This window comes from Deinococcus detaillensis, assembly GCF_007280555.1.
Lineage (GTDB): Bacteria > Deinococcota > Deinococci > Deinococcales > Deinococcaceae > Deinococcus > Deinococcus detaillensis.
The window spans coordinates 188,532-208,024 of sequence record NZ_VKDB01000003.1 but is presented as its reverse complement, the minus strand read 5'-3'; the positions used below and the strand labels follow the sequence as shown (position 1 = coordinate 208,024).

At 62.1% G+C, this 19,493-nt stretch carries 18 protein-coding genes; 6 read left to right on the top strand and 12 right to left on the bottom strand.

Going from position 1 to position 19,493, the window contains the following annotated elements; genetic code table 11:
• Positions 1-8 precede the first annotated feature (8 nt).
• Both hemL and FNU79_RS05015 read left to right on the top strand, forming a co-directional pair.
• The gene (gene hemL, locus FNU79_RS05020) at positions 9-1,343 is read left to right on the top strand and encodes a glutamate-1-semialdehyde 2,1-aminomutase (protein ID WP_143719792.1); all 1,335 of its coding nucleotides are present in this window, start codon (positions 9-11) and stop codon (positions 1,341-1,343) included.
• A 24-nt stretch (positions 1,344-1,367) separates the two neighbouring features.
• Entirely contained in the window at positions 1,368-1,796 is a 429-nt protein-coding gene (locus FNU79_RS05015) for a CoA-binding protein (RefSeq protein ID WP_143719791.1), read from the top strand.
• Positions 1,797-1,823: 27 nt separating this feature from the next.
• Here FNU79_RS05015 and FNU79_RS05010 read toward each other — a convergent pair whose 3' ends face one another.
• Together FNU79_RS05010 and FNU79_RS05005 are read right to left on the bottom strand one after the other, a co-directional pair.
• Positions 1,824-2,498, bottom strand: coding sequence for an NUDIX hydrolase (locus FNU79_RS05010; protein ID WP_143719790.1), 675 nt, complete (start codon positions 2,496-2,498; stop codon positions 1,824-1,826).
• Positions 2,499-2,581: 83 nt separating this feature from the next.
• The gene (locus FNU79_RS05005; RefSeq protein WP_143719789.1) at positions 2,582-5,257 is read right to left on the bottom strand and encodes an amylo-alpha-1,6-glucosidase; all 2,676 of its coding nucleotides are present in this window, start codon (positions 5,255-5,257) and stop codon (positions 2,582-2,584) included.
• 360 nt (positions 5,258-5,617) lie between these two features.
• On the opposite strand from FNU79_RS05005, the gene infC reads away from it, so the two are divergent.
• Positions 5,618-6,289, top strand: coding sequence for a translation initiation factor IF-3 (infC, locus tag FNU79_RS05000; protein ID WP_143719788.1), 672 nt, complete (start codon positions 5,618-5,620; stop codon positions 6,287-6,289).
• A gap of 167 nt (positions 6,290-6,456) precedes the next feature.
• Positions 6,457-6,717: a glutaredoxin family protein gene (locus FNU79_RS04995; protein ID WP_143719787.1), complete on the top strand. Its 261-nt coding sequence runs from the start codon at positions 6,457-6,459 to the stop codon at positions 6,715-6,717.
• 120 nt (positions 6,718-6,837) lie between these two features.
• On the opposite strand, the gene FNU79_RS04990 is transcribed toward FNU79_RS04995, so the two are convergent.
• Both FNU79_RS04990 and FNU79_RS04985 read right to left on the bottom strand, forming a co-directional pair.
• A complete protein-coding gene (locus tag FNU79_RS04990) occupies positions 6,838-7,344 on the bottom strand; it encodes a pyridoxamine 5'-phosphate oxidase family protein (RefSeq protein WP_143719786.1) in 507 nt (168 codons plus the stop codon).
• A gap of 107 nt (positions 7,345-7,451) precedes the next feature.
• A complete protein-coding gene (locus FNU79_RS04985; protein WP_143719785.1) occupies positions 7,452-8,747 on the bottom strand; it encodes an MFS transporter in 1,296 nt (431 codons plus the stop codon).
• Positions 8,748-8,842: 95 nt separating this feature from the next.
• On the opposite strand from FNU79_RS04985, the gene FNU79_RS04980 reads away from it, so the two are divergent.
• Together FNU79_RS04980 and FNU79_RS04975 are read left to right on the top strand one after the other, a co-directional pair.
• Positions 8,843-9,421 (top strand): P-loop NTPase family protein, encoded by a 579-nt coding sequence (locus tag FNU79_RS04980; protein WP_143719784.1) that lies wholly within the window; start codon positions 8,843-8,845, stop codon positions 9,419-9,421.
• Between the two features lie 4 nt (positions 9,422-9,425).
• Positions 9,426-10,016, top strand: a complete 591-nt coding sequence (locus FNU79_RS04975; protein WP_143719783.1) for a GNAT family N-acetyltransferase — start codon at positions 9,426-9,428, stop codon at positions 10,014-10,016.
• A gap of 67 nt (positions 10,017-10,083) precedes the next feature.
• Here the strand turns inward: FNU79_RS04975 and secA are convergent, their stop codons facing one another.
• The 8 genes from secA to FNU79_RS04935 all read right to left on the bottom strand — a co-directional run bounded on the left by secA (position 10,084) and on the right by FNU79_RS04935 (position 19,471).
• Positions 10,084-12,687 carry a preprotein translocase subunit SecA gene (gene secA / locus FNU79_RS04970; RefSeq protein ID WP_143719782.1) on the bottom strand — a complete coding sequence of 868 codons (2,604 nt, stop codon included), beginning with the start codon at positions 12,685-12,687 and terminating at the stop codon, positions 10,084-10,086.
• Between the two features lie 122 nt (positions 12,688-12,809).
• Complete coding sequence (gene tsaD, locus FNU79_RS04965) at positions 12,810-13,838, bottom strand: tRNA (adenosine(37)-N6)-threonylcarbamoyltransferase complex transferase subunit TsaD (protein WP_225429889.1); 1,029 nt, start codon at positions 13,836-13,838, stop codon at positions 12,810-12,812.
• Positions 13,839-13,944: 106 nt separating this feature from the next.
• Positions 13,945-15,084 (bottom strand): NAD(P)/FAD-dependent oxidoreductase, encoded by a 1,140-nt coding sequence (locus FNU79_RS04960; RefSeq protein WP_143719781.1) that lies wholly within the window; start codon positions 15,082-15,084, stop codon positions 13,945-13,947.
• A 258-nt stretch (positions 15,085-15,342) separates the two neighbouring features.
• Positions 15,343-15,789, bottom strand: coding sequence for an organic hydroperoxide resistance protein (locus FNU79_RS04955; protein ID WP_225429888.1), 447 nt, complete (start codon positions 15,787-15,789; stop codon positions 15,343-15,345).
• 102 nt (positions 15,790-15,891) lie between these two features.
• On the bottom strand, positions 15,892-17,184 hold the full coding sequence (locus tag FNU79_RS04950; protein WP_143719780.1) for a flotillin family protein: 1,293 nt from the start codon (positions 17,182-17,184) through the stop codon (positions 15,892-15,894).
• 113 nt (positions 17,185-17,297) lie between these two features.
• On the bottom strand, positions 17,298-17,846 hold the full coding sequence (locus FNU79_RS04945) for an NfeD family protein (protein WP_143719779.1): 549 nt from the start codon (positions 17,844-17,846) through the stop codon (positions 17,298-17,300).
• Between the two features lie 104 nt (positions 17,847-17,950).
• On the bottom strand, positions 17,951-18,613 hold the full coding sequence (gene pdxH / locus FNU79_RS04940; RefSeq protein WP_143719778.1) for a pyridoxamine 5'-phosphate oxidase: 663 nt from the start codon (positions 18,611-18,613) through the stop codon (positions 17,951-17,953).
• A gap of 9 nt (positions 18,614-18,622) precedes the next feature.
• The gene (locus FNU79_RS04935) at positions 18,623-19,471 is read right to left on the bottom strand and encodes a DNA-formamidopyrimidine glycosylase (protein WP_143719777.1); all 849 of its coding nucleotides are present in this window, start codon (positions 19,469-19,471) and stop codon (positions 18,623-18,625) included.
• Between the last annotated feature and the right edge of the window lie 22 nt (positions 19,472-19,493).

The window sequence follows — 19,493 nt, the reverse complement described above, 5'->3', positions numbered from 1 at the left end:
AGCGCCCTTTGACCGCCGCGCCCACTCTGCCCAGCGTTCCCGTCTCTGAAGCTCTCTTTGAGCGTGCCCAAAAAGTCATTCCCGGCGGCGTCAATTCGCCGGTGCGGGCCTTCAAATCGGTGGGCGGTACCCCGCGCTTTATCGCCCGCGCCGACGGCCCCCGCCTGACCGACGCCGACGGAAAGCAGTATTTGGATTACATCGGCTCGTGGGGGCCGATGATTTTGGGCCACAACCATCCTGCCGTGCGGGAAGCGGTGGCCGCAGCGCTCCAAGACGGCACCAGTTTCGGTGCGCCCAACGAGCGCGAGGTGCTCCTGGCCGAACTCGTCACCCGCATCACCGGGGTGGACAAGGTGAGATTCGTCAGCAGCGGCACTGAGGCGACCATGAGCGCCCTGCGGCTGGCACGCGGTTTTACCGGCAGCAACGACCCCGCCAGGAAGTACACCCTTAAATTCAGGGGCAACTATCACGGCCACGCCGACGCCCTCCTCGTGGAAGCGGGCAGCGGGCTGATGACCAACGCCGATCAGCTCGGTCAGGCCGCGCCCAGCAGCGCCGGAGTGCCGCCGGAATACGCCTCGCTGACCTTGGTGGCCGATTACAACGACCCAGCGGGCTTGGACACCATCATGCGTGAGCGCGGCCATGAAATCGCCGCCGTTATCTTTGAGCCGGTGGTGGGCAACGCGGGCGTGCTGATTCCCAGCGCCGAATTTGTGGCCGCGCTCAACCGCGTCCGCGAATCTGGAGCGCTGCTGGTGGCCGACGAAGTGATGACCGGCTTTCGGCTGTCATTAAAAGGTGCTTCTGGGCTGCTGGGCCTGAAACCCGATTTGTACTGCTGGGGAAAAATCATCGGCGGCGGCCTGCCGGTGGGCGCTTACGGTGGGCGAACCGATATCATGGATTTCGTGTCTCCGGTGGGGCCGGTTTACCAAGCCGGAACGCTCAGCGGCAACCCGCTGGCCATGGCGGCGGGGCTGGCGACACTCGGCGAACTTGAGCGCGACCCCGAAATCTATCAGCGGCTTGAGCGCTACACCGCCGCGCTGGGCTCAGGGCTGCGCGACCTCGCCGGGCAAGCCGGCCTGCCGCTGACCGTCAACCAGATCGGGAGCATGCTCACGGCTTTCTTTTTGGAAGGCAAAGTGCGAGATTACGGCCAAGCGGCGCGGGCCGACACCGCCGCCTTCGGCAAATGGTTTCAGGCGCTGCTCTCAGGCGGCGTCTACTGGGCACCCTCGCAGTTTGAAAGCATCTTCGTTTCGGCGGCCCACACCCCTACCGATTTAGACTTCACGCTCAGCGCCGCGCAGCACGCCTTTGCACAGCTCTAATTCTCCCAGCACTAAGGAGCCAAGATGACCATCCTGACTGATCCCAAAGCCATTGTGCGCGTGCTAGAAGACAGCAAATCGGTGGCCGTCATCGGCTACCACGCCGACAGCGCCAAGCCTGCCCACTACGTGCCGGAATACTTGGAGCGCCAAGGCTACAAAGTCTACGGCGTCAATCCGGCGCTGGCCTCGCGCCAGGCCAAAGCCTTCGGGCATCCGGTGGTCAGCCGCTTGACGGAGCTGAGCGTGCCCGTCGACGTGGTGGAAATCTTTCGCCGCAGCGACAAGGTGCGCGACCACCTGCCAGAAATTCTGGCCATGAATCCGCTGCCCAAGGTGGTTTGGCTGCAACTCGGCATCAAAGACGACGCGGTGGCCGCCGAACTGAGCGCCAACGGCATCGAGGTCATTCAAGACCGCTGCATGCTCTCGGATCACCGGCAGTATTTGTAAAGACATTTGTAGGGGGGCCGACTCTCCCTACAGCAGCCCGGTGCGCGTTCCCTTGGCCCGCTTATACAGTTGAGCGGGCCGCCCCACGCCGCTGCGGCGCTCACCGCTGGGCGTCAAAATGCCCTGCGCCAGCAAGCGCTTGCGGAAGTTGCGCTTGTCGAGTGCCCGGTTCAAAATCGCTTCGTAGACGCCTTGCAATTCGGGCAGGGTAAAGGTTTCGGCCAAAAATTCCAGCGCCAAATTGGCGTACTCCAGCCGCAATTGCAGGCGCTTGATGGCCCGCCCCAAGATCACCGCGTGGTCAAAAGCCAGCGGCGGCGGCGCGTGGGCGGGAAACCAATCGGCGTGAAGGGTGGTGGCTCCGCCCATCACATGCACCGTGCCGTACGGCAACACCGCCAAGTGCGCCACGCTGACGATGCGCCCGCGTGGATCGCGGCCAATCGCGCCGAACGTATAAAACTGCTCGAGATGGCGCGGCTCCAGTTCGATGCTGGTTTCGTCGCGCAGTTCTCTGAGGGCGGCTTCGTGCAGTTCTTCACCGACATGCACGAAGCCGCCGGGCAGCGCCCAAGTTTGCAGGTGCGGCAGCGTGGCCCGCTCGATCAGCAGAGCGTGAAGCTTGCCCTCGTGAATAGCGAACGCAGCGACGTCCACCGCTAGACCCACTTGGGTGGCCTGCGGCGGCAAACTCAGCGTCACCGTGCAACCGGAATAAGTGTAGCCATGACACCTTCACTTTAGACGGCTCAGTGCGGCGCGTCAAACGGGCAGGGCACAAACGCTCAAGTCATTGGCTCGATCACGTCGGGGTCTTCCACGCTCATCGCAGGGTTGGGCTGGATGGGCTTGCCTGTAGAGCGCTCTTTTGGCGGCTCGACTGGCGGCAGATGAAAGCTGGTCAAGTCGGGCATCTCCAAGAAGTCAGTGAGGCTTTTGAGCTCGCTCAGTTGCGCTTCGTCCAACGTCGGCGAGGTGACGGAGCTGACGGCGTCTTGTTTGGCTTGCTTTTTACCCGGCTGGACTTTACTGGGTTGAACTTTGCTGGTTTGGACTTTGCTGGGCTGCTTCTCCCCAGCAGCTTCGGTGCTGCCGCGTTTGCGTTTACTCGGAGCAACTTCACCTTGAGCCGCCTGTGCTGGACTGTCCAGGCTCGGCATAGGGAAATCTTCTCCGGCAAGAGAGAGGGGGCCGGGGACGTCAGATGCCCGAAGTTCCGGCAACGGCCCCGCCACCGACGCCATGTTGATCAGGCCGCCGCTGAGGCTCACCGATCCGAAAGTGGAACCGCCAATCAAATCGCTCGGCGGCGGCGCAGCCGGTTGGCTTTTGGCACCGCCGCGCACGGGACGGGCCACGCGGGGCGTCGGTTGGGGTGTTCCGGGGAGCTCAGCCTGCTCAGGACTCGGCACGGCATCTTCGGGCGTCTGGATGCTCAGCCCCCTTGGAAGGCTCAGGGCCTGCTCGGCCAAGCTCACAGCGATGTGGGCACGCAGCACCTCGGCCACGCTCCAGGCTTGGAAAGGGCAGCCCGCCGGAGCCAGATCGTCAGGGCTGATCACCTCGCTGACCGAACCCAGCCCGGCTTCCCACAGGTGGCCGAGCAAGCCTGAGAGCGCGGCGCGGGCCTCGGCGACCTGGCCCTGGCGCAGCAGGAGGTCGGTGTACGCGCCCATCAGCCAGGGCCAGACGGTGCCCTGATGGTAAGCGGCGTCGCGCACCAAGCGGTCGCCGCCGTAGTGACTGACGTATTCGGGGTCGAGTGGGCTGAGCGTCCGCAGGCCCAGCGGGGTGAGCAGCTCGCGGCTGGCAGCGTCCAGCACCGTGCGAATCTGCGACGGGGTGGCCGGTGTATCCGGCAAAGCCAGCGCGATCAGGGCATTGGGGCGAAGCTGGGCGTTGGCTCCAGCGCGGCCCAAGAAGTCGTAGAGGCAGCCGGTCTTGGGATTCCAGAACACCGAGAACGAGGACTGAGCTGCCCCCAGCACCTCGCCGAAGTGGGGCAGCTCTCCCAGTATCCGGCTCAGGCGCGTCTCGGCACTGAGCGCCGAAATCCACAGCGCCTGAATTTCCACCGGCTTGCCATGACGCGGCGTGACCACCCAGTCGTGAATTTTGACGTCCATCCAGGTCAGTTGCGCTCCGGTTTCGCCGGCGTTCAGCAGGCCGTCGGCGGCGTCCATGCCGATGCCGTAAGCGGTGCCGCCCGCGTACTCGCGCAAAATGCCGCGAATGGTACTTAGGGCGATGCGGGCCAAGTTGGGATTCTGGGTGTGGTGAACCACTTTTTCCAGCGAGGTGGCCAGCCACAGCGAGCCGTCCACCGTGTTGTAGCCCGCACCCTGCCCGTCGTCAAAGAAGTTGTTGGGGGTCAGGCCGCCGCGCAGCGACGACGAGAAGGTGTCGAGGACGCCCAATCCCTCCTCAATGCGCCCAGTGCTCAGGCTCAGGCCCGGCAAAGCGATCAAGCTGTCGCGGCCCCAATCGGCAAACCAGGGGTAGCCCGCGATCACGCTGAGATTCTGGGTGCTGCCCCGCTGCACGAAAAAGGCGTCGGCGGCCACCGCCAAAGTTGCCACCACATCGTCCGGTACGCCGCTGGCTTGCCAAGCGCTGTCCACCAACAAAGCTCGCCGCTGGGCTTCGGTGTCGTAAGCGGCCCAGGGGTCATCAATGTGAACCGGCGATCCTTCAATCACCAGCGCCAAACGGTTGAGGCCGGGCCGCAGCTTGATCTCCCAGAAGTCGGCCCGCACCGCCCGGTCGGTGGCGGGTGCGCCGCGTGCCGCTTCCAAGCGGTAATGCAGGCGCTGCGGCGTGGGCTGGACGGCCAATGCGCTCACTTCCGCGCCGCCGGAATGCAGACGGATGCGGGTCTGGTGGGCCTCGCCGTGAACGCGCACCTCACTTGCCAAGCATTCGAAGCCGAGCTGCGGGGTGTCTCGGTGAACATGGTGCATGTCCCGGTCAACCAGCACGCCGCCGAGCGTGAGGCTGGCTTCCTCGCCTGCTCTGAGGTGCGGGGCCTCAATGTCGTAGAGCAAAATCAGCGTGCCGGATTGCCGGGGCACCACGCTGCGCCGCCGAATCCGGACGCCCAGCGCCAGTTGTTCGCGCTCCGGCAGCAGGTCGCGCAAAGTCACGCCGCTCAATACACTGAGGCCCTGCCCTTCCAGCGTATCGGGGGCCACCTCGAAAGCATGTAACGCGCAGCGCTGCTCACCGACGCGCAGTTCTTCCAAAGCAGTCACGAACATCGCCCGGCGATCACCCGGCGGGCGGTGGGCCACACTCAGGCCCGAATAGCAGCGGGTCGGCACGCCAGCGGGGCTGCTGAGAGCAAAGCCGCCGAGACCATCGGGCAGCAGCACTTCACGGCTGAGATCGCGGGCGGCTTGGGGGCCGAGGCGGTAGAGATGCCTCGCGGCGGGCACAGCAGATTGAGCAGCAGAAGCGGACATGATGAAGGTCAGATTAGCGCGGATCACAAGCCGGGAAGGTTCAGAGGCGTGAATATTCTCACATCCGTTTCACATACACTGGGGGAAGCTGGGGCGAGTTGCGGTGCGCTCGGAGGCAGTCGGCAGCCATACAGGCCAGGTATATGGACGCTGACCCAAACTCGGCGGTCAAAACGCCAGCGAAAAGCAGCGTCTCCCTCTTAGCGGCTACGCCCCGCCGTGCTAAAATGACGAGTCCGCTGAATCTCACTGGCCCGAATTCGTTGGGCCGTTCCGCCAAGATTCAGCTCCAAGACAAGCCGCCCCGCTCTCCACGCAGACAGCGTAGAACGCAGCAGGGCGCGGCGGAGGTGATGCGTTATAGCGAAAGATCATAAAGTCAACGACCAGATTCGGGTTCGCCAGATTCGCCTGATTGGTGCCGAGGGTGAGCAGATCGGTATCATTGACACCAGAGAAGCTGCAACGATGGCCCGCGAGCAGAATTTAGACCTCGTGATGGTCAGTCCTCAGGCTGTGCCGCCCGTCTGCAAGTTACTCGACTATGGTCGTTTCCGCTTCGAGCAGCAGCAAAACGAGAAAGACACCCGCAAGCGGGCACGCTCGCAGGAAGTCAAGGCCATCAAGTTCCGCGTCAAAATCGACGCCAACGACTTTAAGACCAAGACCAACCACGTCAAGCGCTTTCTCGAGGAAGGCCACAAAGTCAAAGTCACGATTATGTTCCGTGGCCGCGAACGCACCCACCCCGAGTTGGGCGAGCGCATTTTGCACCGCGTCGCCGATACCCTCGCGGAGGTCGGTCAGCCGGAGAGTCCGCCCAACATGATGGGCATGGACATGAACATGATCATGATTCCCAAAGTCGGGCGCAAACCCGGCGGCGAACACGGCGACTTGGCTCCGCAGACGGACATCAGCCCTGATGCCGGCGCTGCCGAGGCCGCTGCTCAGCCCGCCGACGCGGCTGTCCAGACTGCGCCGCAGGCCGCCGCTCCTGAGCCAGTCAGCACGGAAGCCGTCAACGTCTAAACAGCTCAAGCTGTCCTGCGTTGAAGATTGAAGTCCATCCTGCGGGGTGGGCTTTTTTGTGGCGGCGGCCGTTCATGCTCCGCCTAACAAGCGGCGGGGCGAGCCACAAAACCAGATTTGTAAGCCCTTACCTTACAGGTTGTGGCACGAGCCTTTACAGTGAGGTCATGCTTACCGAACCCATCAAAATGTACACAACCACTTGGTGCCCCGATTGCAAGGCCGCCAAACGCGCTTTGGACAACAAAGGTCTGGCTTACACCGAAATCAATATCGAGGAAGTCGAGGACGCCGCCCAGATCGTGATGAGCGTCAACGGTGGCAAACGCAGCGTGCCCACTTTGGTTCACGGCGACACCGCCGCCAGCCTCAGCGGCTTTAGCATTGTCAAGATGAACGCCTTTCTGAGCGAAGCTGGACTGGCTTAAACAACCCGCTCAGAAGGCCCGTCTCCAGTGTGGGGGGGGCCTTTTTTATTGGCTCCACCGAAACGGCTCCAAAGCAAAAGCCCCCACCCAGTCGGCAGGGGCCAGAGCTTTTGCTGAGGTTTACAGCTCTACGCTGGCGCTGTCGCCGTGATTGGGCCGGCTGCCGGTCACAGCGGCTTTGGCCATTTGAAAGAGGCCCTGCAACTTGCCGTCGCTCTCCCAGTAGTGTGCGCCCTTGGCTTCCACTTTGACGAGCTGAATATCCGGATCGGTTTTGCCTTCCGGAAAGTAGGCTTTGTACATGTCGCTCCACAACTCGTCGAGCTTGGCTGCATCCTCGATCAGCTCGGCGTCGCCGTAGAGGCTGACGTAGCCCTTGCCAGACTCAGAGTACGAGAGATTGACCTGCGGCTTTGCGGCTACGCTGCGTACCAAGTCGGATTTCTTGCTGCCGATAAACCACACGTCGCCGTCAAATTCCTGCTCTTGGGTGGTCATCGGCTGCGAGTGCATGTGTCCCGCCTCGGTGGTAAAGGCCATCATGGCAAACTTGATGCCCTTGACGAGTTTGGCAATCGTCTGGACGCCTTCTTCGCGGGTCGGTTGGGCTTGATCAGAATTGGTCATGTTTTAATTGTCACCCCAAGCTCAAAGTAAACTTTGCAAGCTGCCTCACCGGGTAAAGGCCAGCTTCAGATTTTTTAAGCTTAAAGCGGGGTGGTTTACATCTCTGTTCAGGCTTTCGTGGTTGCCTCGGCAGAATGGGTCTTCACCGTTTCCGGTACGTTACGCACCAGCAGCACGCCCAGCACGAAACAGGCGGCGGCGATGCCGAACACAATGGTGTAACCCAGATTACCGCCCTGCGCGTTGCCCCAGTCGAGGAGTGCGCCCTGCGGCGTTTCGATGAGTTGCGGCCCCACGAAGGCCACATGCCAGATGCCCATGTCGCGGGCGTAGCTTCTGCTGCTGGGCATGGCGTCGCTGCCCAGCGCCCAGTCCACGCTGCTAAAAGCCCCGAAGCCCAAGCCGAAGACCATAGCGATGGCCACCGCCACATAAAAATTCGGCGCGAACAGCAGCGCAATCGCCATCACTGCCATGACGCTGCCCGCGACATAAATCACCGGTTTGCGCCCGATCCGGTCAGAGACACGCCCGCCGATCAGCGCGGTGACGATGGAGGCGGTTATAATCGACATCAGCAAAAGACTGGTGGCGGTGCCGGGATTTTTTTGGTGCAGAACGTCTCCGGCGTAAAACTGTAAAAACGGCTGGACGCTGTACTGTCCCAGCGCAAACAGAGCGCGGGTAATAAAGACCCACAAGAACGGCTGATAAGCGAACAGCTGAGCGATGCTCATGCGCTGGCGGTGGGCCTCAGGATTGGGCTTGATCTGGGTTTCCGGTACCCCGCGCAGAGTAATCATGGCGCTGATCAGCAGCACGACGCCGATAATGCCGTAGCTCAGCACGTCCGGCAATTTCAGCAGCCCGATGACGAGCGCCGCCACCCCGCCGAGCAGTTGCCCACCGGCTTGCAACATGCCCATCACGCCGCTATAGCGCCCACGCTGCGCCACCGGCACCAGTTCCGGCACCAGGGCGCTGTAGGGCGCGGTGGCGTAGTTGTTGCCGAACTGCACCAGCAAAAAGCCGAAGACATAAATCCAAAAGCCAGTCAAGCCTTCAGTGGCGGCGGCGGCGTAGCCCATAACCGCCAGCCCCGCCAGATTGACGATCAACCCCAGCCGAATCAGCGGCAGCCGCTTGCCGATGCGGTCAGAATAGTTGCCAATGATCGGCGGCAAAATGAGCGCCACCACTGCCCCGATGCCGCCCAACAAACCCAGATACTTGCCTTTGTCGGCGTCGCCCACGAAGCGCACCACCTCGGCGGGCATAAGGATCAGCAGCAGCACCAACCACAGAAAAGCGGTGCCGAACCAAAAGGCCGAGAGTGTCCACGGGCTGGGCAGCTTGGGAGAGGAAAAGCCCGCTCCCGCCTCGGGGCCAGATGAAAGGGTCATAAAGGTAGTATGCCGCGCTGAAGTCCGCATGAGGTCAGTCTGGGGTAAGTCATTTGGCGGATGCCGCTCTGAAGTGTAAGCGGCAAGCTGACCGGATGCCTGCACCTCTCCCCTTACCCCTTCACTGCGTTCTCGTCATCGGCACGACCGGCAGCGGTAAAACCACATTGGCCCGGCAGTTGGCAGCCCACTTGAACGTGCCGCACGCCGAGCAGGACGCTTGGAACCACCTGCCCAACTGGCAAGAAGCGCCACTAGCTGAATTTCGGGCGCAGGTGGAGCGCTTCACGGCGCAGGAAGCCTGGGTGATGGACGGCAATTACAGCAAAGCCCAAGACATCGGCTGGGCGCGGGCCGACAGTGTGGTTTGGCTGGATTACTCGGGCTGGGTGGTGTTCTGGCAACTCTTGCGGCGTACCCTGCGGCGAATGGCTAGCGGCGAGGAACTTTGGAACGGCAACCGCGAAGACTGGCGCACCCTGCTCAAAAAAGACGGGATTTTGGCTTGGTTTTTTAGAACGCACTGGCGCAACCGCCGCCGGATGCCCCCAAAAATCGCCACGTATCCACATTTGCAAGTCGTTCGGCTGAGCAGTCCAAGCGAGTGCGAGAGATGGCTGCGGGCGCTGAAAGATGAATCAGTCAGCCAAGCGCCAGCTTCTCCCCTATCCTGAAACCATGCCCCTTTACCCCGCCTTGACCGGAACCACAGCCAATGGAGCCGCCTTCAGCTTGGCCCGCCTGCGCCGCGAAGACTTGCCGCAGATCATTGAGCCGTTTCAAAATCTGGAGCTGACCACCTACCTGCGCGGTTACGGCTTCACGGCCAGCGAGGCCGAGCAAGCCGAGTGGTTAGAATCGGCCCTCAAGAACTCACCGAATCAAACCATGTTCGGTATTTACGACGCCTCCGAAACCCTGATCGGCAGCGCGGCCCTACGCGACATTGATGACCGCAGCGGCACGGCGGAACTGGGCGTCGCCATTTACCAGCCGCGCGACTGGGGCGCGGGCTACGGCTCGGCGGCCACGCGGCTGATTTGCCAGTACGGAGCCTTTCACTTGGGCCTTTACAACATCATGCTCAAGGTGTTCGCCTTCAACGAGCGGGCCATTCGGACTTATCAGAAAGTCGGCTTCCGCGAAATCGGGCGGCGCACGGGCGCGGTGCGGCTGGGCAGAGAGCGCTTTGACGAGGTGTATATGGAACTGCTGACGGACGAGCTGGACACCAGCGAACTCAGGGCGCAGCTTCAGCAAATGCAGTAAACGACCAACCAAAACACGCGCCCCAGACCTTCATTCGGCTGGGGCGCGTGTTGAACCGTCGGGCTTTTTAGCCGCCGACCTGCATTCTGAAAATAAACTTGCTGACCTCGGCCTTGAGGGTGTCCACCATTTCGTTGAACATGTTGGTGGCCTCGAACTTGTATTCGGTAAACGGGTCGCGCTGGCCGTAACCGCGCAGGCCGATGCCCTGACGCAACACGTCCATGCCGTGCAGGTGCTCTTTCCAGTGCTGATCGACCACTTGCAGCAGCACGTAGCGCGAGAGCTGGTTGAGCGTGCCCGCGCCCATTTCGACCTTGCGGGCGTCGAAGGCGTCGGCGGTGGCTTCCAAGAGGGCGCGGTGGGCTTCCTCGGGCGGGCGGGTCTTGAGGCTGGCAAAATCAAAGCCCTCGAGCTGCGGAATGGCGTCGAGCATAGCGGCTTGCAAGCCTTCCACGTCCCAGTCATCGTGGTCGGATTCGATGGGCGCGAACTCGGCCAGCTTCATTTCCACGAAGTCGGCGATCATGCCTTCCACGCTTTCTTCCACGTCCTCGTCGGGCCCCAGCAGCACTTCGCGGCGCTGCGAGTAGACCGTCTCGCGCTGCTTGCTCATCACGTTGTCGAATTCGAGGAGTTGCTTGCGGGTCGAGAAGTTGCGGTCTTCCACGCGGGCCTGCGCCTTCTCAATGGCCCCGGTGACCATTTTGGCTTCGATCGGCTGGGTATCGTCCATGCCGAGCCTGTCCATCATACCCACGACGCGGTCATTGGCGAATAGGCGCATCAGTTCGTCTTCAAACGACACGAAGAAGCGGCTCGAACCCGGATCGCCTTGCCGTCCGGCGCGTCCGCGCAACTGGTTGTCGATCCGGCGCGATTCGTGGCGCTCAGTGCCGATGATATGCAGGCCGCCGACTTGCTGGACTTTGGTGTGGTCGGCTTCCATATCGTCGTTGAGTTGCTGGGCCTGCTGCACGAAGGCGTCGGTGACACCCGGAATTTCTTTGCCGAGTGCCAGCGCCTGCGGGTCTTTGCGGACAACTGCCGCCAGGAAGTTCTCGGCTTCGGGAGCAAAGCGGCTGATTCCGAAGTTTTGCTCCAGCGCCTCGCCCAGCAGGAATTCGGCGTTGCCGCCCAGCTTGATGTCGGTGCCGCGTCCGGCCATGTTGGTGGCAATCGTAACTTGGTTGCTGCGCCCCGCCTGCGCCACGATGCTGGCTTCCTGCGCCTCATATTTGGCGTTCAGCACATTGTGCGGCACACCCGCTTCCTTGAGCATCCGCGAGAGCAGTTCGGAAGTATCGATGCTGACGGTGCCGATCAAAATCGGGCGTCCTGTTTTGTGCATCTCGACGACTTCGTTGACCACGTTGGTGTACTTGCCGTTGCGGGTGCGGTACACCAAGTCTTCGCCGTCAGTGCGGATCACTGGCCTGTTGGTCGGCACCACCAACACGTCGGAGCCGTAGATGTCTAGGAACTCTTTTTCCTCAGTCTTGGCGGTACCGGTCATGCCCGCGAACTTGCCGTACAAGCGGAAAAAGTTCTGATAGGTGATGGTCGCCAGCGTTTGGTTTTCGTTTTCGATTTTGACGTTTTCTTTGGCCTCGATGGCTTGGTGCAGCCCCTCGCCGTAACGGCGGCCCGCCATGCTGCGCCCCGTGAACTCGTCGATGATCACCACTTCGCCCTCGGCATTGACGATGTAATCGGTGTCTTTTTGATACATGTCTTTGGCCCGCAGCGCTTGGGTAATCATGTGGGCTTTTTCCATCTGCTCGGGGCTGTAGAGATCATCAATCGAGAGCAGCCGCTCCAGCTTGGTGATGCCACCTTCAGTCAGGTGGACGCCCTTGCTCTTTTCATCCACGGTGTAATCGCCGGTCGGCTCGGGGCGCTTGCCGGGCTCGGCGGGTTCTCCTTTGACGAGGCGCTTGACCAATTTGGCCATCACATAATACTGGTCGGTGGCTTTTTCGGCGGCCCCCGAAATAATCAGCGGGGTGCGGGCTTCGTCGACCAAGATGCTATCCACTTCGTCCACGATGGCGTAGTGCAGCGGCGTTTCGGCCCGCAGCACCAGTTGTTCGCGGCTCTGCGACATGTTGTCGCGCAGGTAGTCAAAGCCCAGTTCGGAGTTGGTGATGTAGGTAATGTCGCAGGCGTAGGCCGCCTGGCGCTGCGTGGGGGTCATATCGCGCTGAATCACGCCCACCGTCAGGCCCAAAGCGCGGTACAGCAGAGCCATTTCTTCCGCGCCTACCCGCACCAGGTAATCGTTGACGGTCACGAGGTGGGCACCCTTGCCGCTGAGGGCATTGAAGGCCAGCGCCAAAGTCGCCACCAGCGTTTTGCCTTCTCCGGTTCGCATTTCAGCGATTCGGCCCGCGTGCAGCGCCGCGCCGCCGATGAGCTGCACGTCGTAGTGGCGCTTGCCAATCGAGCGGCGGCTGGCTTCACGGATCAGGGCAAAGGCAGGCACCAACACGTCGTCTAAGCTCTCGCCGCCCTCTATGACCCGGGTTCTGAGCGCCGAGAAAGCCGCTGCCAGATCTTCGATCTGCTTGGTTTCTTCTTCGAGGGCGTTGACCGGCTGCACCACCGTCTTGATGAGGCGCTGCACGTCGCGCTGATTGTTGTCAAACATCTTGTTGAGGACACGAAACATATAAGGAGAGTATAGCTTGACCGGCAGCCGCAAATGAAGCGGATATTAGTGCCGAGTGTCAAAGAGAGTTGAGCATGGCAGACTCAAGTGTGCTGCGCGGCAAAAAGAGAGATAAGTAACAGCTAAACGTTCGCCAGGGGTGCATAAGCCATGGCTCCGTCATCTAGGCCGCTCGGCGCTCGGCCTGAACGGATCGCTGCCGCCGCCGCCAAAGCGATCATCGCGCCGTTGTCGGTGTTCAGCCCTTTGCCAGGAAACACCGCCCGCAATTCGGACGCGCCGAAGGCTCCCCGCAGGGCCGAGTTGGCCGCCACGCCGCCCGACACCACCACCGTTTCGCGGCCCAAATTCGCCGCCGCCCGCAAGGTGACTTTGAGCAGGTGCTTGACCGCCACCGCTTGAAAACTGGCCGCCAGATCGGAACCGCTCGCGCCCGCTCGGTGAGCCAGCAGCGCCGCCGTCTTGAGGCCGCTAAACGAGAAATCGTAGCCGCTCTGGCCCAACATCGGCTCTCTAAAGGCTACGCCTTTGGGATTGCCCAACTTGGCCGCCTCGGCAATGGCAGGGCCGCCCGGATAGCCCAAGCCCGCCAGCCGGGCGATCTTGTCGAAGGCCTCACCCGCCGCGTCGTCGCGGGTCGCGCCGATGAGTTGGTACGTTCCCTCCGCCACCACGTCAAACAAATGGGTATGCCCGCCTGACACCACCAGCGCCAAATAGGGCGGCGTCAACTGAAACTCAGCCGTCTGAGCCTCGCTGGCCGCCGCGAAAATGTGGCCCTCCAAATGGTGAGCGGCGTAAAACGGCACGCCCAGTCCTTGCGACAGCCCTTTGCCGTACATCAGACCGACCAGCAGCGCTCCCACCAGACCGGGGCCGGAAGTCGCGGCCACTGCGCCGAGGTCGGCCACGCCGATGCCCGCTTCACTGAGGGCGTCTTCCATCACGGCGTCGATGCGCTCCACATGCTCGCGGCTGGCAAGTTCGGGCATTACGCCGCCGTAGCGGGCATGCACCGTCTGGCTCCAGATGCGGTTGGCCCGCACCTCGGCGCGTCCGTCGGGGTGCAGCGCCACCACGCCCACGCCGGTATCGTCGCACGAGGTGTCGATGCCGAGAATAAGCTGGATGCTGGACTGCGGGGCGTTCACGCGGAGCAGTCTAGCAAAGGGATGGGCGCAGGGCCGATTCCATACCTGCCATCAACCAAAAAAGAGCGGGCAACTCGGCCCACTCTCTTTTTCTTTTTAAGTTTACTTACTCGATGCTGGCCCGCCAGCGCCATTCCGAAGCCCGCTTCATCACGTGGGCGAGGCCGCCGGTGATGGCCAGCTTTTGGTTCCAAGGCAGCTTCATCCAGCCGACGGCCATCAAGCCGCCGAGGCTGATGAACTCGCCCAGCGTATTGGGCACGTAGGGGTGCAGCGCTTCGCCGCGCACGAGGCGCATGATGTTGTCGCCGGTCAAGCGGCCTTGCTGCCCGGCGTGCTGAGCGGTGGTCGGCACCGGCTTGTCCTGCTCGTTGAGTGCCAGACCCATGTCGCCCACCACGAACACTTCGGGGTATTCGGGAATACGCAGTTCCTTGTCCACCACGATGCGCCCGCCGGGGCCTTTTTTGAGGTTCTGGGCCTTGACGATGTCGCGGGCCTGAATACCGCCGGTCCAGATGATTTTGCCGGCGGGAATGACGCGCTGATTGCCGTCGGCGGTCTGCACCGTGACGCTGTCGGGGGTGGCCTGCATCAGGCGGTGGCCGGTCAGGATTTCAATGCCGTAATCGCTGAGCACCTTGGCCGCTTTGGCCCTGAGCGCCGTGTCGATCACCGGCAAAATGGCTGGGCCAGCTTCCACCAGGTAAATTTTGAACGGCGCAATGCCCCGCGCTTTGCTCAGCGATTCGTTGCGCTGGGCCAACTCGGTGACGAGTTCCACGCCGGTCAGGCCCGCGCCGCCCACCACGATGTCGCGGTTGCCGACGAAGCCCGCGTCGAAGGTGCGGTTGACATACCCAAAGATCTGATCGGCGTCTTTGAGTTCTTTGAGTTCGGCGGCGTTTTCAGCGAGGCCCGGAATCCGGTAGAAGTTGGTGACAGAGCCCAAACCCACAATCAAATTGTCGTACTTGTAAGTGGGGCCGTCTTTGGTCTTGACTTCTTTGGTATCGAGGTTGACTTCGGCAATAATCGCCAAATCCAGCTTGACGCCTGTTCCGCGCAGCAGCGGAGCCAGCGGCACCGTCACTTTGGTGTTGTGGGCCGCCGCTTCGTGAAGGCGGGTCTCGAAGGTGTGGTAAGGGTTTTGCTCCACCAAGGTCACGTCAAGATCGGGGTGGGGCTTGAGTTTGGTCGCCACCGCGAGGCCCGCGTAACCAGCGCCGAGAATGATGGTTTTCATGTTCTTTTCTCCTGTGACTGAATTCACGAGCTTGGCTGGACGAGCACTCAGCCCCGCTTCTTCTTTATGTCCTGCCTCCCTTTGGTGGAGTACAGGCAACAGTGTTCATTGTACACCAAGTCGGCTCATGGACTGTATCAACGCCGGAAATTCCGACCCCGCAAAGAGCCTTCAGACGTTCATTTCTGCTTTACATTCGCGCCGGAGAACGGCGAAGGGAAGAGCCACTCGTCTCCCCTTGCACCGCCAAACACTCCCTTAGTCTAAGACCACCAAACGAACGTCCACATTGCCCTGCGTCGCCACGCTGTAAGGGCAAACCGTGTGGGCAGCCTTGACGACTTCTTCGGCGGTGGCGCGGTCTAGGCCGGGGATTTTGACGCGGAGTTCCACGTCGAGCTTGAAGGCCAGACCCGCTTTTTGCAGGCCGACTTGGGCGGTGACTTCGCTTGCTTCGGTGTCCACTTTCATGCGGCGGCCCACCACGCCCATCGCGCCCTGAAAGCAGGCAGCGTAGCCAGCGGCGAAAAGCTGTTCGGGGTTGGTGCCGCTGCCGCCGTCGCCGCCCATTTCAGCGGGCACACTGAGTGGGAGGTCAAGGCGGTCATCGCTGCTGATGATGTGTCCGGCGCGGCCCCCTTTGGCGGTGGCCTGAGCGGTGTAGATGTTTTTGGGCATATCCGTATTTTGATCTGAAGCGGTCATGCTGCTTATCATGCCCGAAAAAGGCGGGTCAAAAGGGAAACGAGGCGAAGTGAAAAGCCGGAACGCCCTCAGCAGGCGTTCCGGCTTTTCACTCACGGTGGTTCAGTCGTTGGCGGAGCTGACCGGCACGTTCGGCGCGGCGCTGGGCGTGCTGCGGAGTTGCAGGGCAGTCAGCAGATTCACGCCTGTGGCGTTCTCGACTTGCTCGATCAGCGAGACGATATTGCCGGGCAGAGTGCCGATGGCGTTGCGGGTGGCCTGACCCGAACCCGAATCGAGCACGGTGATCTTGTCGATCTGCATTCCGCGCACCGCACCGGCAAACTCGGAAACGATGCCGGGAAGCATGTTGAGGATGTAGGCCCGCTCGCCCTCGCTACCGGCTTGCCGAAAGGCTTCGGTCATCAGGCGAACCGCTTCGGCTTTGGCGCGGCCCTCTTCAATGATCGGCGCGGCGGCGGCTTGGGCCTCCAACATTTTGGCTTCGCGCTGGGCGCGGGCAGGGGCCACCACGTCGGCTTCGTAGCGCTTGGCGTTCAGAATCACGCGCTCCTGCTCGAGTTGCTGCTCGGCCACCACGCGGGCGCGTTCGGCGGTGACTTTGGCTTCGTTTTCCTTGGAAGCGGCCACTGCGCCCAGCTCGGCGGTGCGGATACGGAGCATGTTTTGCTGTTCCAGCACGGCCTGAGAGCTGATGGCCTGCGCCACTTCTGCACGCTGCCGGGCTTTGGCCTCGGATTCGGTGGCCTCGGCGTTGCGCTCGGCCTCGGCCACGCGGGCTTCTTTGAGCACGTCGGCGGTCTGGCGGCGGCCAATGCTGTCGAGGTATCCCGAAGCGTCCGAAACATTTTGAATCTTGAGGGTGTCGAGCTTGATGCCCAAGTTGCCCAAGTCGTGTTCGGCCTCACCGATCAGCCCCTCGGCAAAGCGCAGGCGGTCTTCGTTGATTTCTTCGGGCGTCAGGGTCGCCACCACGCCGCGCAAGTTGCCTTCCAAGGTGTCGCGCACGATGTTGGTGAGCTGTTTGCGGTCGGTGTCGAGAAACCGCTCGATGGCGTTGGAAAGCTGCGGCTCGTGGGCGTTGATCTTGACGTTGGCCACCGCGTGAACTGTCAGCGGAATGCCGCCTTTGGAGTAGGCATTCTCGACGCGCAGATCCAGCGGAATGGTCGTGAGATCCATCCAAGCCACTTTTTCGAGGAGCGGTATGCGGAAGGCTCGCCCGCCGCGAATGACGCGGTAGCCCACCGAGTCGCCCTCAGCAGTGATACGCGAGCGCCCAGAGATGACCACCACTTTGTTGGGCGGCACGATGATCAGCAGGGTGCGAATCATCAGCAGCACCAAGAAGATGCCGAAAAGGACGATGGCCGCGAGAACGATGGTTCCAGTCATAAGTCATTCCTTCTTTGAGGGTTGGTGAGAAGCGTCGGCGCGTTGAGAATCAGCACCTTGAAATCAAGCGGGGTTTGCAGCGGCAAAGGAAGCAGCATTCGGAACGCCGGGCGTCACCCGCCTTCACTCACGGAGCTGTGCAGCTCCCAAGCCCGGACATCCAGCACGCCGCCGGCTATGCCGATGACAATCACCGACGCGCCGGGCAGCAGCGGGTCGTCACTGCGGGCCAGCATCTGCTCGGTTTGACCGGCCACCGTGACTTCGACTTTGCCGAGCCGGCCTAAAGCCGGAGCCACCAGCACTTTGCCGACGCGGCCTTCCAGTTTGGAGGCGTGAGTGTCGGTTTCGCCGCGGGTACGGGCCAGCCGCAACGCCACCGCCGCGAACGCGCCGACCAGCAAGCCGCAAATCAGCGCGAAGCCGAGTTGGGTCAGCCCGCCGAGGCCCAGGCCCCGCGCCGCCAATCCGCCCAGTCCGAAAAACGCCACGAAGCTGATGATGGCCCGCAGCGAAAAATAGCTGGCGACTTCGCCGAGGCCGTGTTCAGCGCCCGCATCCGCGTCCGCACCCCCGCCACCGCTGAAGTCGTGATCATGGCCGCCGATTACCGAAAAAGCCAGCAGCCCGCCGCCCACAATTAAACAAAACAGGTACAGCATGAAGCCTCCTACCAGGTGTTACGGGGTTGGGGCGGGAGAAGTTGCGGTGAGCGGTCAGTGGTGAGTGCGAAAAGAGCAAGGCCGCTGTTTCTACTCACCGCCCTTCACGGCATCAACCGCTCCACGCTCCAGCTCTCCCCTGCCCGCAGATACACGAAGCGGTCATGCATCCGGTTCGCTCGGCCCTGCCAGAACTCCCACTCGCTGGGCGTAAGACGGTAGCCGCCCCAGAAGTCGGGCTTGGGCACGGTTTGGCCTTCGGGATACCGAACTTCCAAGGCACTGAGTTTGGCTTCTAGGGCGTCGCGGTCAGCAATTGGAGCGCTCTGCGGGTCGCTGGCATGGGCGGCCAGTTGAGATTCGCGGGGGCGCTTGTGAAAGTAGGTGGCCGATTCCTCCTCACTGACCCGCTGAACGAAGCCGAATACCCGCACCTGCCGCTCCAAATCCGGCCAGAAAAACAGCAGCTCGGCCTGCGGATTCTCGTCGAGGTCATGTCCCTTGTGTGAACCGTAATTGGTGTAAAAGCTCAGCCCGCGCTCTTCTGCGCCGCGCAGCAGCACCGTGCGGACGCTGGGCCGCCCCGCTGCATTGGCGGTGGCGAGGCTCAGGGCGTAAGGCTCAATGACTCGGCTCTGCTGGGCCTCGGCAAACCAGACTTGAAACTGCTCCAAAGGCGAGGCGGCGAGGTCTGCGCGGCGCAGTTCGCCCTTGGTGTACGAAACGCGCAGCTGAGTCAAATCTGAAGACGGCTTGGAATCGCTCATGCCCCCACGTTAGCGCTCTTTGCGCGTTTGACACTGCGGGCAATAATGCGTCCCGCGCTGGGCCAGCACGACCCTGACGATACCGCTACCGCACCGGGAGCACGGCTGGCCCGCCTTGCCGTAGACGTGGTGCTCGTGCTGAAAGAGGCCTGAAACGCCGTCGTGCTGCCTATAGTTACCCCCACCGCTGCCCAAACTGCTGCCGCCCGCCTCCACCGCCGCCTTCATCACTTCGCGGATGGCCGCGTACAGTCGCCCCGCCTCACTCGGGTTGAGTTTGGTCTGGGCCGGATGAATGCGGCTGAGCCACAAGCTCTCGTCGGCGTAGATGTTGCCCACGCCCGAGACTGGCTTTTGCGAGAGCAGCCAAGGCTTGACCGCTCCGGCGCTGGCGGCCAGCTCGACGAACTCGGCTTCTTTGAAATCGTCCGTGAGCGGTTCCGGCCCCATCTGATGCAGGGTAGGAAAAGCGGCGTAGTCGCCCCGGCTCACCACCGCCACTTTACCAAACCGGCGGGCGTCGTTGAAATACACCGCGCCCTGATCGGTGTGCAGCGTTACGCGGGTGTGCGGCCCAGCTTCCAGCCGAAAGCCGCCGGTCATGCCGAGGTGAACGAGCAGTTCCAAATCGCCCCATTCATCTTCAGCAGCGGCGTCTGTACTGGCAGCGTCTGCGGCGGCGAGTTGCAGCAGCAAATACTTGCCGCGCCGCCCGATGCCGGTCACGGTGCGGCCCTCAGCTTTGTGGGTGTCAGTGTATTTGTGCGGCGCGTCGTGCTCGATGCGCGTGAGGATGTGGCCCACCAAGAGCGGCTCAATTTTACGGCGGGTGGTTTCGACTTCCGGCAGTTCGGGCATGCCTTAGGCTAGCGCCGAGCGG